Below are 14,645 nucleotides of genomic sequence, written 5' to 3'. Positions count from 1 at the left end.
GTACAGTGAAAGGTCAGGATGAACATAGGATTAACGACTCACGGCTTGGCGTCTGGCTTTTTCTCACCGCGCACCGACAGTGCGATACGTTCGGCGGTACCGATAGGGATTTCTCCGACAACCGTCACCATCATTTCGCCATCCACCGTGTTCAGCCGACGGGACACAGCAACCGTAGGCCCCAATTGGGTACGGGTTTCGGTCACGCTCGCGTCCTTGATCGGCTCAAGGAACACCGAGAATCGTGCCAGACCATCTTCGTACATCAAGCTGTCGAACGTCGCTTTGGTCTGGGCATCTTTATGCACGCCGCTCTTGGTCAGCTGAAAACCGGGTGGCAGCCATTCCATGTGCCAGGTCTCGATAGGCGCGACTCCAGAGGCGTCGCTTTTGGCAGCAGCCAGGGGGGTGCACTCGCTGCTGGGCTGCAGGTCGTGATCATTCGGCGAGGCTGAGGTGTCAAGGCGCGTGAACTGGAACCGCTCAAGTAACTGTCCCTGGTCATTGAGCAGCAACGACTTGAGGGGTAATGCGGTTTCACGGTCCAGGTGCAACTCAAACCCATAGCGATACTGGTCTCGCGGCGTGATTGAAACGATCACCGCATTACGACCGGCCACGCGGGATTTGCCGATGACGGCCAATTCATAGAATTCATTGAGTTTCTGCGGATCCAGCGCACGCGATGGGGCATCACGCGAACTGCCAATGCCGGCGACGAGGGTGCCGCTGACGCATTGAGTGCGACCATCTACACGCAGGACTTCCTGGGCAGAGCCGTCGAGCTGCAAGAGCCGCTCACGGACTTGACCATCCTGGACACGATGCCAGATGTCATGGGTAGAAAAACTGCCATTACGCTCGTAGACGAACGTACCTTGAAAGCTTTGCTGCTGCTCTGCACGCCCAAGTCGAGTCAGCCAGTCTTGGGCTTCATCGGCATGGGCGGGTAATGCAAGCCAACTACTGAGCAAAAGCGTAAGGAGCGGTATGGCGCGCATAGAGCTCCTTACGAATCAGCGGTTTTCCAAGCTTGCAGCGCGAGCATATGGCAGAGCGCTTTCAGTGCCTTTCAGCGCCGATTCCTGAGCGTGTTGGCGCAGGTAGCCCGGAAGACGCTGATCCTGCCAGCCGGATTGCCCTTGCAACACACCGTTGGCCATGGGGCCTGTGGCGTCAGAGCTTTCCTTGTAGCCGGCCAGAACTGCTGGGCCTTTGACTTGCGGACCGGCCATGACCGGTTGCTGAGTCTGCTGGGCCAGTTCGGCACCGGCGATTTCGTCCTGGTTGTACAGGCGAACACCGGCCAGTACGGCAACAGTCACCGAGGCAGCTACCGCTAGGCGACCCAGGCTACGCCATGGACCACGAGCAGCCTTAGCCGGAACGGCTTCATCAGCCAGTGCAGCAGAAACGGCCGCAGCAATATCCAGACGAGGGATTAGAAGATCCTTGTGCATCACCGCCCGAGCGACTTGGTAACGAGACCAGGTGTCACGGGTTTCGGCATCATCAAATGCATTGAGCACTCGACGAAGTTCCAGTTCATCCGCTTCGTTATCCATCACTGCGGACAGCGATTCCTGCAGGGCATCACGACTCATGGCGGTTCCTCTCTTGGCTGTCGCCGCTGTCTTTAGTTCTCTTGCAACAACGGTTGCAAGGCTTTATCGATGGCTTCCCGGGCCCGGAAAATCCGTGACCTTACAGTCCCCACCGGACACTGCATGACGCTCGCAATGTCTTCGTAACTCAGACCATCGAATTCACGTAAAGTTAACGCCGTACGTAAATCTTCTGGCAGTTGCTGAATTGTGCGATGGACGGTGCCTTCGATCTCGTCGCGCAGCAATGCACGCTCCGGCGACTCGAGATCCTTGAGGCCGTGATCACCATCGTAAAATTCTGCATCTTCTGAACTCACATCGCTATCGGGTGGGCGGCGTCCGCGAGACACCAGATAGTTCTTCGCCGTGTTGATGGCGATGCGGTATAGCCACGTATAAAACGCACTATCACCGCGGAAGTTGCCTAGTGCACGGTAGGCCTTGATAAAGGCCTCCTGTGCAACGTCCTGCGCTTCATGGGTGTCGTGCACAAACCGCACGATCAACCCGAGAATTTTGTGCTGGTATTTCAGCACTAGCAGATCAAATGCTCGCTTGTCGCCGCGTTGAACGCGCTCGACCAGCTGCTGATCCTCTTCCTGGGTTAGCATGAACACTCCTCGTTGTACTTGAAGGAGGCTTGCATAACTAAACGATCAGGCTTGCAAACATAGACTCGGTCTTTTCGCAAAAGTTCTCCCCCTTCAAGCAAGTTTCCGGCACGCACTGATTTGGCACACACGAAAAACGCAGCGCGGGCAACGCCGGCTGCGCGAATAATCTTGTCGCCGGTTTTCTGACGCGTCCAATGCTCCCGACGGGCCAATAAACTCAACGTTTTCCCAGCTTTCGGGCAACCTGCTATTGAGTCGGGGCTTATGCAAAAAGTTCCCGCTTCAATAACTGGCCGATTTTACCCTGGCCGTGCACCGTAATCTCACATTGCCACGAATGCCCGGCTATTGTGCCGGTCAGCCCCTCTATATACTAGTGGCCCGTGTGACCCTTTGATTCGCCGATCCAGGCGTCCTGTTTGCGCCACCTCTTCGGATCGCTTTTTGCGGAATCCTTCAAATGAGCCAACAGTTTCAACACGATGTCCTGGTGATTGGTAGCGGCGCGGCCGGTTTGAGCCTTGCACTGACCCTCCCCAGCCACCTGCGGATTGCGGTACTGAGCAAAGGCGACCTGGCCAACGGCTCGACATTCTGGGCCCAGGGTGGTGTCGCCGCCGTGTTGGACGACACCGACACGGTGCAGTCCCACGTCGAAGACACCCTCAACGCCGGCGGCGGCCTGTGTAATGAAGAGGCGGTGCGCTTTACCGTGGAGCACAGCCGCGAGGCGATCCAATGGCTGATCGACCAAGGCGTGCCCTTCACCCGCGATGAACACGCGGGCAGCGATGACGGTGGTTTCGAGTTCCACCTGACCCGTGAAGGCGGCCACAGCCACCGGCGTATCATCCACGCCGCCGACGCCACGGGCGCCGCCATCTTCAAGACCTTGCTCGACCAGGCCCGCCAACGCCCCAACATCGAGTTGCTGGAGCAGCGCGTTGCCGTCGACCTGATCACCGAAAAGCGCCTGGGTCTTGAGGGCGAACGCTGCCTGGGCGCCTACGTGCTCAACCGTGCCAGTGGTGAAGTGGACACCTACGGCGCACGCTTCACCATCCTGGCATCCGGCGGCGCAGCCAAGGTCTACCTCTACACCAGCAACCCCGACGGTGCCTGTGGCGACGGCATCGCCATGGCCTGGCGCTCGGGCTGCCGGGTGGCCAACCTGGAATTCAACCAGTTCCACCCCACCTGCCTGTATCACCCCCAGGCCAAGAGTTTTCTGGTTACCGAAGCCCTGCGCGGCGAAGGTGCACACCTGAAGCTGCCCAACGGCGAACGCTTCATGCAACGCTTCGACCCACGCGCCGAACTGGCCCCACGGGATATCGTCGCCCGCGCCATCGACCACGAAATGAAGCGCCTGGGTATCGACTGCGTATACCTGGACATCAGCCACAAGCCCGAAGCCTTCATCAAGACCCACTTCCCCACCGTCTACGAGCGCTGCCTGGCGTTCAATATCGATATCACCAAGGGCCCGATCCCGGTGGTACCGGCCGCGCACTACACCTGTGGCGGCGTGATGGTCGACCAGCATGGCCGCACCGACGTACCCGGCCTCTACGCCATTGGCGAAACCAGCTTCACCGGCTTGCATGGCGCCAACCGCATGGCCAGCAACTCGCTGCTCGAATGCTTCGTCTATGCACGTTCGGCGGCAGAAAACATTCTTGAACAACTGCCGCACATCCCCGTGCCGGCCGCCCTGCCCCGCTGGGATGCGAGCCAGGTCACCGACTCGGACGAAGACGTGATCATCGCCCACAACTGGGACGAGCTGCGGCGCTTCATGTGGGACTACGTGGGCATCGTGCGCACCACCAAGCGCCTGCAGCGGGCTCAGCACCGGGTGCGCATGTTGCTGGACGAGATCGATGAGTTCTACAGCAACTACAAGGTCAGCCGCGACCTGATCGAGTTGCGCAACCTGGCCCAGGTGGCGGAACTGATGATCCGCTCAGCCATGGAGCGCAAGGAAAGCCGAGGCCTGCATTACACCCTCGACTACCCCGAGATGCTGCCCGAAGCCCGCGACACTATCTTGGTGCCAACCACCTACGGCGGCTGAACTTCAAGCGCACCCGCAAGCGCCGATGCACATCGGCGGCCTGCGCGTCCGTGGGTACGCAGACCGCACGCACCCGCCACTGACCCGGCAGCCGGTAACGCAACACCACAATAAGCGGCAGCGCCAGGCTGTCGGGACGCAACTGCACCGCGTGCCAGCCACGCTCATCGCTGAGTAGCTGCCAGCCGTCTTCATCACGGCGCAGGCCACGAATCGACGAACGGTGAGTCAGCAGGACATGACGCGGCACAGCCCAGGCCGCATGCGCCAGGCAAGCGAGTATCCCGAGGCTTGCATAAGGCAGGTCGAGCAACAACAGCGCAGCCAACGCGAACAGCTGGGCAAGGAGGTACGCCGCCAGCAACAGCCGTGAGGCCTGCCAGCGGCATTCAAAGACGGGATTACTTGGGCTGGACACGATCCAGGATCATCCGAACCATGCGCTGCAGCTCAGGATCGTCGGATTCGGCACGTTCCATGAACCAGCCGAACATGTCTTGGTCTTCGCAGGTCAGCAGCCTGACGTAGAGGTCGCGATCCACCTGGTTGAGCGTTGCATACACCTCCTTGGTGAAAGGAACCAGCAACACATCCAATTCCAGCATGCCACGACGGCTGTGCCAGTAGAGACGATTGATTTCTACATCTTCGACCATGGAACGCTCCTCAAATAGGCGGCAAGTATACAGGCCCGACGACACCCGAACACTCGGCTTTGGTCGCCCATATGGAAACTATCCATTTGCCGGGCGCCCCTCTATGATGCACCCATGACTTTTTGACCTGCGATGACCCATGGCTGACTCTGCTTTCTTCTGCCCCCTGTCCCACGAAGGCGTTCTCGCCGTCCGCGGCTCCGATGCTGCCAAGTTTTTGCAGGGCCAACTGACCTGCAACCTCAATTACCTGAGCGAAACCCAGGCTAGTCTTGGCGCGCGCTGCACGCAAAAGGGGCGCATGCAGTCGAGCTTCCGCATCCTGCTGCAAGGTGATGGCGTACTGCTAGCCATGGCCACCGAACTGCTGGAACCGCAGCTGGCAGACCTGAAGAAATACGCCGTATTTTCCAAATCCAAGCTCACCGACGAAAGCGCCGCCTGGGTGCGTTTCGGCCTTGTAGGCGCAGATCAGGTACTCGCCGGCCTTGGCCTTGAGCTACCAGCCGAGACCGATACCGTTGCACGCACCGATACCCTGGTTGCCATCCGCGTATCCCCAGGCCGCGCCGAACTCTGGGTACCCGCCGAACATGCCGATGCCATACGCACCCAACTGGCCGCACAACTTGAAGAAAAACCCCTGAATGAATGGCTGCTGGGCCAGATCCGCGCCGGCATCGGCCAGGTCATGCCGCAAACCCGCGAACTGTTCATCCCGCAGATGCTCAACCTGCAAGCGGTCGGCGGCGTGAGCTTCAAGAAAGGCTGCTACACCGGCCAGGAAATCGTTGCGCGCATGCAGTACCTGGGCAAGCTCAAGCGTCGCCTATACCGCTTGAGCCTTGATGCAACCGAAATGCCCGAGCCAGGCACCCCGCTGTTTTCCCCCAGCCATAACAGCGCCATCGGCGAAGTGGTGATTGCAGCAAAAGCTGACCAGGTGATTGAACTTCTGGCCGTGCTGCAAGCCGAAGCAGCCGATAGTGGCGATGTGCATTTAGGCACACTGGAAGGCCCCGGTCTGCAACTGCTCGACCTGCCCTACACACTCGACCGTGATCGAGAGATCCAGCGTTAGTCGCCGTACCTTTTTGCAACACCCTAGAGAGCATGAATGAACAAGCTGGCGGAAAAAGTCCAACAGGCTTTGGTTACGGCCATCGACAACGATGACCTGGTTCTGCCGACTTTGCCGGAAGTGGCCCTGGAAATTCGCCGGGCCGCCGAAGATCCGGAGATCAGCATCAGCCACTTGAGCAAAGTGATCGGTCGCGATACCGCGCTGTCGGCGCGCCTGATCAAAGTGGTCAACAGCCCGTTGTTGCGCGCAACCCAGGAAGTGACCGACCTGCACACCGCCATCACCCGGCTGGGCACCAACTACAGCAGCAACCTGGCCATCGGCCTGGTGATGGAGCAGATCTTCCACGCCCGTTCAGAGGCGGTGGAACAGAAGATGCGCGACGTGTGGCGCCGCAGCCTGGAAGTGGCCGGCGTGAGTTATGCCCTGTGCCGCAGCCACAGCCAGCTCAAGCCAGACCAGGCGGCCCTTGGCGGCCTGGTGCACCAGATCGGTGTGCTGCCGATCCTCACCTACGCCGAAGATCATTACGAATTGCTCTCGGACCCGGTCAGCCTCAACCATGTGATCGACAGCATTCACCCCTTGCTGGGAGACAAACTGCTGCGTGGCTGGGATTTCCCCGAAATGCTCGCCAACCTGCCCGGCCAGTACCTGAACCTGGAACGGGATTCGGCCAGCCTCGACTACATCGACCTGGTACAGATCGCCGTACTGTATTGCCATCGCGGCACCGATCATCCGTTGGCGAGCGTGCCGGTCTCCAGCCTGCCGGCACTCAAGAAGCTACGGGTCGACCCCTACAGCGAGGTGCTGCGCGCCGAACTGGATGAAGCCCGCTCGATGTTCTATTGATCAACCGGCGATAAAACTTACCCGCACCTTCAGCCCAGCCTGTTCGCCATCGTGCAGGCTGATCTGCGCCAGGTGCGCGCGACAGATCTCGCCGACAATCGCCAGCCCCAGACCCGAGCCCATGCCCTGCTGGCTGCGGCGATAGAAACGTTCGAACACCCGGTCGCGCTCATCCTGGGGAATACCGGGGCCATCGTCTTCAACCTCCAGAACCGCCGGCGCCGTCACCCGCAAGATCACATTGCCGCCCGGCGGTGTGTGGGCCAGGGCGTTGTCTACCAGGTTGCTCAATAACTCATTGAGCAGTGTCGGCTCGCCGCGCAGCCAGACCGGCTCATCGGCCTCCAACGCCAATGCAACGCCACGGGCGTGGGCCAACGGCGCCATGGCCATCCCCAGCTCACGGGCCAACTGGCTGAGGTCCAACAACTGCGCGCCACCTTCGGCAATTGCCCGGGCGCCATTTTCGATGCGCGCCAGGGACAGCAACTGGTTGGCCAGGTGGGTCAGGCGATCGGTGCCCTGGGCAGCGGTTTCCAGGGTGCTGCGCCAGATCAGCGGGTCTTCGGCACGCAGGCCTAGTTCCAGGCGGGCCTTGAGCGCCGCCAAAGGCGTGCGCAGTTCATGGGCCGCATCGGCAATAAACTGCGCCTGACGCTCGAATTGGCCACGCAGGCGCTCGGTGAAGTGATTGAGGGAGCGCACCAACGGGCCGAACTCATGCTGCACTTCTACCAGCGGCAATGGGCGCAGGTCGTCCGGCTGGCGTTCTTCCACCGCTGTACGCAAGCGCTCCAGCGGGCGCAACGCAGCGCTCACGGCAAACCACACCAGCAACAACGCTCCCACGGCGAGCATGCCCAAGCGCAACAAGGTATCGGCCATCAGGCTGCGGGCCATGCTTACCCTGGCTTCGTCGGTTTCGGCCACGCGGATTTCCGCCATGCCGTTCATATTCGGTTCGGAGACCGCCTTGAGCAGGCTCACCACCCGCACTGGCTGGCCCTGATACACGGCATCGTAGAAGCGCGCCAACGCCGGGTAATCGTCGGTACGCGGCGTGCCCGGCGGCGGACCGGGGAGGTTTTCGTAGCCCGAGATCAGCTTCTGGTCGATGTCATTGACCTGGTAATAGATACGCCCCGCGCTGTCATAGGCGAAGGTGTCCAGGGCCACATACGGCACGTTGGCGCTGAGGGTGCCGTCCACCTGGGTCAAGCCGGCGGCGATAGTACGGGCAGAAGCCAGCAAGGTACGGTCGTAGGCCGTATCCGCAGCCTCGCGACCGTTCCAGTAGGCACTCATGCCACTGGCCAACATCAACAGCACCAGCAGCAGCGCCAGGTTCCACAGCAGCCGCCAGCGCAGGCTGCTGGGCTTATGCATCGCGGGCTTCCAGCAGGTAGCCAAGGCCACGGAAGGTCACGATGGCGATGGGCTGGCCGTCGAGTTTCTTGCGCAGGCGGTGCACGTAGATTTCGATGGCATCGGGGCTGGCTTCTTCGTCCAGGCCAAACACCTGGGAAGCCAGTTGCTCCTTGCTCATCACCCGGCCCGGGCGGGCGATCAGCGCTTCGAGCACCGCTTGCTCGCGGGATGTCAGAGTCATCAACTCACCCCCCACCGTGAAGCGTCGCGTATCGAGGTCATACACCAGCACGCCGCACGTTTGCTGGCGCTCGCCGCCCAACACGCTGCGTCGCAGCAGCGCCTTGACCCGCGCTTCCAACTCCGTCAGTTCAAACGGCTTGGCCAGGTAGTCGTCCGCGCCGAGGTTCAGCCCATGCACGCGGTCTTTTACATCGCTGCGCGCCGTGAGCATCAGCACTGGCAGGTTTTTCCCACGGGCCCGCAAGCGCGCCAGCACCTCAAAACCATCCATGCGCGGCAGCCCCACATCCAGGATCGCCGCTGCGTATTCCTCGCTGCTCAAGGCCAGGTCCGCCGCCACGCCGTCGTGCAATACGTCGACGGTCAAACCCGTGCTCTTGAGCGCCTGGGCGACACTTTCGGCAAGCTGCAGATGGTCTTCTACCAAGAGGACACGCATGGATTTCTACCTCGTTCAGGAGTGGTCGACGCCACGCTTTGCCGGGGAGTTTACAGGCGCCACCTGCCCTGTGAAGCCCGAAAACATTGAAAGGCCATTGAAAGGTTAGTGAAAGCTTCGCCCTTTAGCATCCAGCCACGGTGGGTCAGGCCTGCCGAGCGACCTGATACGTCGCGCCCGAAAAACGCCTCGAAGCGTTTTCGCCAAAATAAGAACAATAACGGAGTACACCACGATGCTGTCGACACAGCCCCAGGCTCTCGCGCCTGTGCGTTTCTCTCGCCTCACCCAGACCGCCCTCGCCAGTGCCGCTGCCCTTGCCGGCTTTTCGCCGATCAGCCAGGCTGCCTTCTTCGAAGACAGCAGCGCCACCCTCGAAACCCGCAACATGTACTTCAACCGCGATTTTCGCGACGGCACCAGCGCGCAACAATCCAAGCGTGACGAATGGGCCCAGGGCTTCATGCTCAACCTGCAATCGGGCTACACCGACGGCACCGTCGGCTTTGGCGTGGATGCGTTGGGCATGCTGGGGGTCAAGCTCGACTCCAGCCCCGACCGCACCGGCACCGGCCTGCTGCCAACCCACGACGATGGCCGCGCCGCCGACGAATACTCCAAGCTGGGCCTGACCGGCAAAGTGAAGATCTCCGCCACCGAATTGAAGATCGGTGCGCTGATCCCCGAACTGCCGATCCTCAAGCCCAACGACGGGCGCATCCTGCCGCAAACCTTCAACGGTGGCCTGATCACTTCCAAGGAATTCAAAAACCTGGTGTTCACCGGTGGCCGTCTGGATAAAGCCAAAGACCGCGACGACAGCAACTACGAAGACATCGCCCTCAACAACAAGAACAGCCGCTTCGTCAGCGGCGCCACCGGCAAGCACTTCAATTTCGGCGGCGCCGACTACAAGTTCGCCGACAAGATCACCGGCAGCTACCACTTCGCCCAACTCGACGACGTGTACCGCCAGCACTTCCTTGGCCTGGTAGCCGCCCGCCCGATGGGCCCCGGCACCTTCGCCACCGACCTGCGCCTGGCCATCAGTGATGACACAGGCAGCGCCCGTGGCGGCAAGATCGACAACACCTCCCTCAACGGCCTGTTCAGCTATGCCCTCAATGGCCATAAGCTCAGCGCCGGCTACCAGCACATGTCGGGCGACAGCGCGTTCCCGTATGTGGATGGCAGCGACCCGTACCTGGTCAACTTCGTCCAGATCAATGACTTTGCCGGCGCCGAAGAACGCTCCTGGCAGGCGCGCTACGACTTCGATTTCGTCAAACTGGGCATTCCCGGCCTGAGCTTCATGAGCCGTTACCTGTCGGGTGACAACATCAAGCTCAAGAACGGCGACACCGGCAAGGAGTGGGAGCGCAACAGCGAGATCAAGTACGTGGTGCAAAACGGCACGTTCAAGGACGTGGCCGTGCGCCTGCGCAATGCCACGTATCGCTCCAACTATTCAGCCCGTGATGCGGATGAAATGCGCTTGCTGGTCAGTTACAGCATTGCTCTTTGGTAAGTGTGCTCTGGTAAGTAGCACCCATAACAACAATGAAGGAGAAACCCATGACCCTTTCACTGCGTAAATTGGCCCTCGCCGCCGGCTGCATGCTGTTCGCCGGCCAACTGCTGGCCGCCGACGAGCCCAAGCGCCCGGAATGTATCGCCCCGGCCTCCCCCGGCGGTGGTTTTGACCTGACCTGCAAACTGGCGCAGAGCGCGCTGGTCAACGAAAAGCTGCTGAGCAAGCCGATGCGCGTGACCTACATGCCCGGCGGCGTGGGTGCGGTGGCCTACAACGCGGTGGTCGCCCAGCGCCCGGCGGATGCTGGCACCCTGGTGGCCTGGTCCAGCGGTTCGCTGTTGAACCTGGCCCAGGGCAAGTTCGGCCGCTTCGATGAAAGCGCCGTGCGTTGGCTGGCAGCGGTCGGCACCAGCTACGGTGCCATCGCGGTGAAAGCCGATTCGCCCTACAGGACCCTCGACGATCTGGTCAAAGCCCTGAAGAAAGATCCGGGCAGCGTGGTGATTGGTTCCGGCGGCACCGTGGGCAGCCAGGACTGGATGCAAACGGCGCTTATCGCCAAGGCCGCCGGGATCAACCCGCGTGAGCTGCGGTATGTGGCGCTCGAAGGTGGCGGCGAAATCGCCACCGCCCTGCTCGGTGGCCATATCCAGGTGGGCAGTACCGACATCTCCGACTCCATGCCGCACATCCTGAGCGGCGACATGCGCCTGCTGGCGGTGTTCTCCGAGCAGCGCCTGGACGAGCCAGAAATGAAGAACATTCCTACCGCCAAAGAGCAAGGCTACGACATCGTCTGGCCGGTGGTACGGGGTTTCTACCTCGGGCCAAAAGTCAGCGATGCCGACTACGCCTGGTGGAAAGAAGCCTTCGACAAACTGCTGGCCTCCGAGGAGTTCGCCAAGCTGCGTGACCAGCGCGAGCTGTTCCCGTTCGCCATGACCGGCCCGGAGCTGGACACCTACGTGAAGAAACAAGTGGCTGACTACAAAGTGCTGGCCAAAGAGTTTGGCCTGATCCAGTAATCGCCCCTCTGTAGGAGCGGGCTTGCCCGCGAAAAACGTCAACGATGACGCGTGCTGCCTGGATAAACGCGGTGTTCTTTCGTTCTTCGCGAGCAAGCTCGCTCCTACAAAAGCGGCCTAGGAGTCTCCTATGCTTTTACAACGCATTTTCGCCTCTGTGATGTTGCTGGTCTGCGCCGGCCTCGCACTGATGGCCTGGCCGTATCAGGCTGCATTTTCCTACGAACCAGTGGGGCCTCGCGCCTATCCGCTGCTAATGCTCGGCCTGATGAGCCTGGGGCTGATCTACATGATCATTCGCCCGCAGCCCACCAAACATACGGAAGAAGAACCCGCGCTAGACCGCGAAACCCTGATCAAGATCGCCATGTGCGTGGGCCTTTTGATCGTGTTCGCCGGCACCTTCGAGCCCCTGGGCTTCATCCTCAGCAGCATGCTGATCGGCATCCCCATGGCACGCCTGTATGGCGGCCGCTGGTTGCCGAGCGTGGTGATCGTCAGCCTCATGGCCATCGGCCTGTACCTGCTGTTCGACAAAGCCATGGATGTACCGCTGCCCCTGGGCCTGCTCGACGTTCTGGAGAACTGACATGGATACTTTCAGCTATTTGGGCCAGGGCTTCGGCGTTGCACTGTCCCCGTACAACCTGGTGACTGCGCTGTGCGGCACCTTGATCGGCACCGTGGTCGGCCTGCTGCCGGGCCTGGGTCCGATCAACGGCGTGGCCTTGTTGATCCCTATCGCATTTGCCCTGGGCCTGCCGCCGGAATCGGCGCTGATCCTGCTGGCGGCCGTGTACCTGGGCTGCGAATACGGCGGCCGTATCAGCTCGATCCTGCTCAACATCCCGGGCGAAGCTTCCACCGTGATGACCACCCTCGACGGCTACCCCATGGCCCGCAAAGGCCTGGCCGGTGTCGCACTGTCGTTGTCGGCGTGGAGTTCGTTCATCGGCGCGTTTATCGCCACCTGCGGCATGGTGCTGTTTGCACCGTTGTTGGCCAAATGGGCGATTGCCTTCGGTCCGGCGGAATATTTCGTACTGATGGTGTTCGCGATTGTGTGCCTGGGCGGCATGGCCGGTGACAAACCGCTGAAGACCTTCGTGGCGGCGCTGATCGGTCTGTTCCTGTCGGCGGTCGGTATCGACGCCAACAGCGGCGTGTACCGTTTTACCGGTGACAACATCCACCTCACCGACGGCATCCAGTTCGTGGTGTTGGTGCTGGGCCTGTTCTCCATCAGCGAGATCCTGTTGCTGCTGGAAAAAACCCACCGTGGCCAGGAAGCCGTGAAAGCCACCGGACGCATGATGTTCAACCTGAAGGAAGCGTCTGCGGTGTTCGTGGTGAATATTCGCTGCGGCCTGCTGGGCTTCATCATGGGCGTGTTGCCCGGTGCTGGCGCTACCTTGGCCTCGGCCGTTGCCTACATGACCGAAAAACGCCTGGCCGGTGCCAGCGGCAAGTTCGGCCAGGGCGACATGCGTGGCCTGGCAGCCCCGGAAACCGCCATTGGCGCATCCGCCTGCGGCGCCCTGGTGCCCATGCTGACCCTCGGCGTACCCGGCTCGGGCACCACGGCGGTGATGATCGGCGCACTGTCGCTGTACAACATCACGCCGGGTCCCCTGCTGTTCCAGCAGCAACCTGACATCGTCTGGGGCCTGATCGCTTCGTTGTTTATCGCCAACATCATGCTGGTGATCCTCAACATCCCGATGATCCGCATCTTCACCCGCATCCTCGCCGTGCCGAATTGGGCGCTGGTGCCGGTGATCGCCATCATCACGGCAATCGGTGTGTACGCGGTTCACGCCACCACCTTCGACCTGTTCCTGATGGTGGGCATCGGTATCTTCGGCTACATCCTGCGCAAGCTCGACTTCCCGCTGTCGCCAGTGCTGCTGGGCTTTATCCTCGGCGGGCTGATGGAGCAGAATTTGCGCCGTGCGCTGTCGATCTCCAACGGTGCGCTGGACATCCTCTGGTCGAGCCCGATCACCTTTGGTGTGTGGGTGCTGACCGCGTTGATGCTGATGTTCCCGCTGGTGCGTATCTACCGTAAACGTGCCCTGCAGCGTCGTGCCGTGGCCGATGTCTGAGGTCACCTTTAAACATTGGTGGGGAACACCGCTGGTCGGCCTGGCCGGCGGTTACCTGGCCAGCCTGGTTGGCTGGCCTTTGCCGTACATGGTCGGCTCGTTGCTGGCGATTATCCTGGTGCGTTGCCTCACCCCGTGGCAGTTGGCGGAGATTCCCGGCGGGCGCAAATGCGGCCAATGGGTGGTGGGGATTGGCATCGGGCTGCACTTTACCCCGGTGGTGATCGAGCAGGTGATGAGCCATTTCGGGCTGATCTTCTTTGGCGCGTTGGTGACCAGCCTGTCGAGCATCGTGGGGGTGTGGTTGATGCGGCGCAGCGGTGAAGACCGCGCTACTGCGTTTTTCTCCAGCATGCCGGGCGGCTCCGGTGAGATGGTCAACCTGGGCGCGCGCAACGGCGCGGTGCTCAGCCGGGTTGCGGCGGGGCAGAGTTTGCGGGTGTTGGTGGTGGTGCTGTGTGTGCCGGCGATCTTCAAGTATGTGCTTGAAGGCGGTGCGCCGCAGTTTCATCCGGCGCCGGTGAGTTGGCCGTGGTTGTTGATGTTATTTCCGCTGGGTGCGCTGGTGGCCTGGGGCTGGCAGCGTTTGCGTCAACCAAACCCTTGGCTGTTCGGGCCGCTGCTGGTGAGTGCGACAGCCAGTGTCGTGTGGGATTTGCACATCGGCCTGCCCGACGGCGGCAGCCAGATTGGCCAATGGTTGATCGGCAGCGGTTTGGGTTGCCACTTCAACCGGCAGTTCTTTCGCCGGGCACCTTCGTTTATGGCCCGCACCTTGGTGGGCACGGCCTTGACCATGGCGCTGGCCACATTGGCAGCGGTGGGTTTAAGCGCCCTGACCCACCTGGACCTGCGCTCGCTGACGCTGGGCATGATGCCCGGCGGGATTGCCGAGATGAGTTTGACGGCCGAGACCTTGCAACTGTCGGTGCCGTTGGTGACGGCGATGCAGGTGATGCGGTTGCTGTTTGTGTTGTTTTTGGCGGAGCCGTTGTTCAGGCGTTGGAATCGCCAGCCCGAAAATATTTAAAGCCTTGT

At 61.1% G+C, this 14,645-nt stretch carries 15 protein-coding genes; 8 read left to right on the top strand and 7 right to left on the bottom strand.

Annotated elements, in window-relative coordinates; translation table 11 throughout:
- Positions 1-38 precede the first annotated feature (38 nt).
- From DYL59_RS04850 to rpoE, 3 genes are read right to left on the bottom strand one after another with little or no spacing between them, the layout of a single operon-like run.
- Positions 39-1,001 (bottom strand): MucB/RseB C-terminal domain-containing protein, encoded by a 963-nt coding sequence (locus DYL59_RS04850; protein WP_135288150.1) that lies wholly within the window; start codon positions 999-1,001, stop codon positions 39-41.
- A gap of 15 nt (positions 1,002-1,016) precedes the next feature.
- Positions 1,017-1,604, bottom strand: coding sequence for a sigma-E factor negative regulatory protein (locus DYL59_RS04845; RefSeq protein WP_034096393.1), 588 nt, complete (start codon positions 1,602-1,604; stop codon positions 1,017-1,019).
- A 32-nt stretch (positions 1,605-1,636) separates the two neighbouring features.
- Entirely contained in the window at positions 1,637-2,218 is a 582-nt protein-coding gene (rpoE, locus tag DYL59_RS04840) for an RNA polymerase sigma factor RpoE/AlgU (protein ID WP_003172477.1), read from the bottom strand.
- Positions 2,219-2,681: 463 nt separating this feature from the next.
- On the opposite strand from rpoE, the gene nadB reads away from it, so the two are divergent.
- Positions 2,682-4,298, top strand: a complete 1,617-nt coding sequence (gene nadB, locus DYL59_RS04835) for an L-aspartate oxidase (RefSeq protein ID WP_135288149.1) — start codon at positions 2,682-2,684, stop codon at positions 4,296-4,298.
- Here the strand turns inward: nadB and DYL59_RS04830 are convergent.
- Positions 4,267-4,716, bottom strand: coding sequence for a protein YgfX (locus DYL59_RS04830; RefSeq protein ID WP_135288148.1), 450 nt, complete (start codon positions 4,714-4,716; stop codon positions 4,267-4,269). The genes nadB and DYL59_RS04830 overlap by 32 nt on opposite strands.
- Positions 4,700-4,954, bottom strand: coding sequence for an FAD assembly factor SdhE (locus tag DYL59_RS04825; protein WP_135288147.1), 255 nt, complete (start codon positions 4,952-4,954; stop codon positions 4,700-4,702). The genes DYL59_RS04830 and DYL59_RS04825 overlap by 17 nt, the downstream gene beginning before the upstream one ends.
- A gap of 139 nt (positions 4,955-5,093) precedes the next feature.
- Between DYL59_RS04825 and ygfZ the strand changes: the two genes are divergently transcribed.
- Both ygfZ and DYL59_RS04815 read left to right on the top strand, forming a co-directional pair.
- On the top strand, positions 5,094-6,035 hold the full coding sequence (gene ygfZ / locus DYL59_RS04820; protein ID WP_135288146.1) for a CAF17-like 4Fe-4S cluster assembly/insertion protein YgfZ: 942 nt from the start codon (positions 5,094-5,096) through the stop codon (positions 6,033-6,035).
- A 36-nt stretch (positions 6,036-6,071) separates the two neighbouring features.
- Positions 6,072-6,893, top strand: coding sequence for an HDOD domain-containing protein (locus DYL59_RS04815; protein WP_135288145.1), 822 nt, complete (start codon positions 6,072-6,074; stop codon positions 6,891-6,893).
- Here the strand turns inward: DYL59_RS04815 and DYL59_RS04810 are convergent, their stop codons facing one another.
- Positions 6,894-8,279, bottom strand: coding sequence for a sensor histidine kinase (locus DYL59_RS04810; protein WP_135288144.1), 1,386 nt, complete (start codon positions 8,277-8,279; stop codon positions 6,894-6,896).
- Positions 8,272-8,943: a response regulator gene (locus DYL59_RS04805; RefSeq protein WP_017736361.1), complete on the bottom strand. Its 672-nt coding sequence runs from the start codon at positions 8,941-8,943 to the stop codon at positions 8,272-8,274. The genes DYL59_RS04810 and DYL59_RS04805 overlap by 8 nt, the downstream gene beginning before the upstream one ends.
- Before the next feature lie 235 nt (positions 8,944-9,178).
- Between DYL59_RS04805 and DYL59_RS04800 the strand changes: the two genes are divergently transcribed.
- The 5 genes from DYL59_RS04800 (at position 9,179) to DYL59_RS04780 (ending at position 14,637) form a co-directional block, all read left to right on the top strand.
- A complete protein-coding gene (locus DYL59_RS04800; protein WP_135288143.1) occupies positions 9,179-10,471 on the top strand; it encodes an OprD family porin in 1,293 nt (430 codons plus the stop codon).
- 47 nt (positions 10,472-10,518) lie between these two features.
- Positions 10,519-11,502 (top strand): Bug family tripartite tricarboxylate transporter substrate binding protein, encoded by a 984-nt coding sequence (locus DYL59_RS04795; RefSeq protein WP_135288142.1) that lies wholly within the window; start codon positions 10,519-10,521, stop codon positions 11,500-11,502.
- 130 nt (positions 11,503-11,632) lie between these two features.
- The gene (locus tag DYL59_RS04790) at positions 11,633-12,091 is read left to right on the top strand and encodes a tripartite tricarboxylate transporter TctB family protein (RefSeq protein WP_135288141.1); all 459 of its coding nucleotides are present in this window, start codon (positions 11,633-11,635) and stop codon (positions 12,089-12,091) included.
- 1 nt (position 12,092) lies between these two features.
- A complete protein-coding gene (locus DYL59_RS04785; RefSeq protein ID WP_135288140.1) occupies positions 12,093-13,607 on the top strand; it encodes a tripartite tricarboxylate transporter permease in 1,515 nt (504 codons plus the stop codon).
- Positions 13,600-14,637 (top strand): AbrB family transcriptional regulator, encoded by a 1,038-nt coding sequence (locus DYL59_RS04780; RefSeq protein WP_135288139.1) that lies wholly within the window; start codon positions 13,600-13,602, stop codon positions 14,635-14,637. Before DYL59_RS04785 ends, DYL59_RS04780 begins: the two co-directional genes overlap by 8 nt.
- Positions 14,638-14,645: the final 8 nt, after the last annotated feature.

It is taken from the genome of Pseudomonas kairouanensis (genome assembly GCF_004682055.1).
GTDB lineage: Bacteria > Pseudomonadota > Gammaproteobacteria > Pseudomonadales > Pseudomonadaceae > Aquipseudomonas > Aquipseudomonas kairouanensis.
Note: the sequence above shows the minus strand (reverse complement) of the source record. Positions and strands in the feature narration are given on the sequence as shown.

Bases quoted from the DNA above. Each gene is read 5' to 3' on its own strand.
- DYL59_RS04850 (WP_135288150.1), bottom strand. From the start codon at position 1,001: ATGCGCGCCATACCGCTCCTTACGCTTTTGCTCAGTAGTTGGCTTGCA.
- DYL59_RS04845 (WP_034096393.1), bottom strand. From the start codon at position 1,604: ATGAGTCGTGATGCCCTGCAGGAATCGCTGTCCGCAGTGATGGATAAC.
- rpoE (WP_003172477.1), bottom strand. From the start codon at position 2,218: ATGCTAACCCAGGAAGAGGATCAGCAGCTGGTCGAGCGCGTTCAACGC.
- nadB (WP_135288149.1), top strand. From the start codon at position 2,682: ATGAGCCAACAGTTTCAACACGATGTCCTGGTGATTGGTAGCGGCGCG.
- DYL59_RS04825 (WP_135288147.1), bottom strand. From the start codon at position 4,954: ATGGTCGAAGATGTAGAAATCAATCGTCTCTACTGGCACAGCCGTCGT.
- ygfZ (WP_135288146.1), top strand. From the start codon at position 5,094: ATGGCTGACTCTGCTTTCTTCTGCCCCCTGTCCCACGAAGGCGTTCTC.
- DYL59_RS04815 (WP_135288145.1), top strand. From the start codon at position 6,072: ATGAACAAGCTGGCGGAAAAAGTCCAACAGGCTTTGGTTACGGCCATC.
- DYL59_RS04810 (WP_135288144.1), bottom strand. From the start codon at position 8,279: ATGCATAAGCCCAGCAGCCTGCGCTGGCGGCTGCTGTGGAACCTGGCG.
- DYL59_RS04805 (WP_017736361.1), bottom strand. From the start codon at position 8,943: ATGCGTGTCCTCTTGGTAGAAGACCATCTGCAGCTTGCCGAAAGTGTC.
- DYL59_RS04800 (WP_135288143.1), top strand. From the start codon at position 9,179: ATGCTGTCGACACAGCCCCAGGCTCTCGCGCCTGTGCGTTTCTCTCGC.
- DYL59_RS04795 (WP_135288142.1), top strand. From the start codon at position 10,519: ATGACCCTTTCACTGCGTAAATTGGCCCTCGCCGCCGGCTGCATGCTG.
- DYL59_RS04790 (WP_135288141.1), top strand. From the start codon at position 11,633: ATGCTTTTACAACGCATTTTCGCCTCTGTGATGTTGCTGGTCTGCGCC.
- DYL59_RS04785 (WP_135288140.1), top strand. From the start codon at position 12,093: ATGGATACTTTCAGCTATTTGGGCCAGGGCTTCGGCGTTGCACTGTCC.
- DYL59_RS04780 (WP_135288139.1), top strand. From the start codon at position 13,600: ATGTCTGAGGTCACCTTTAAACATTGGTGGGGAACACCGCTGGTCGGC.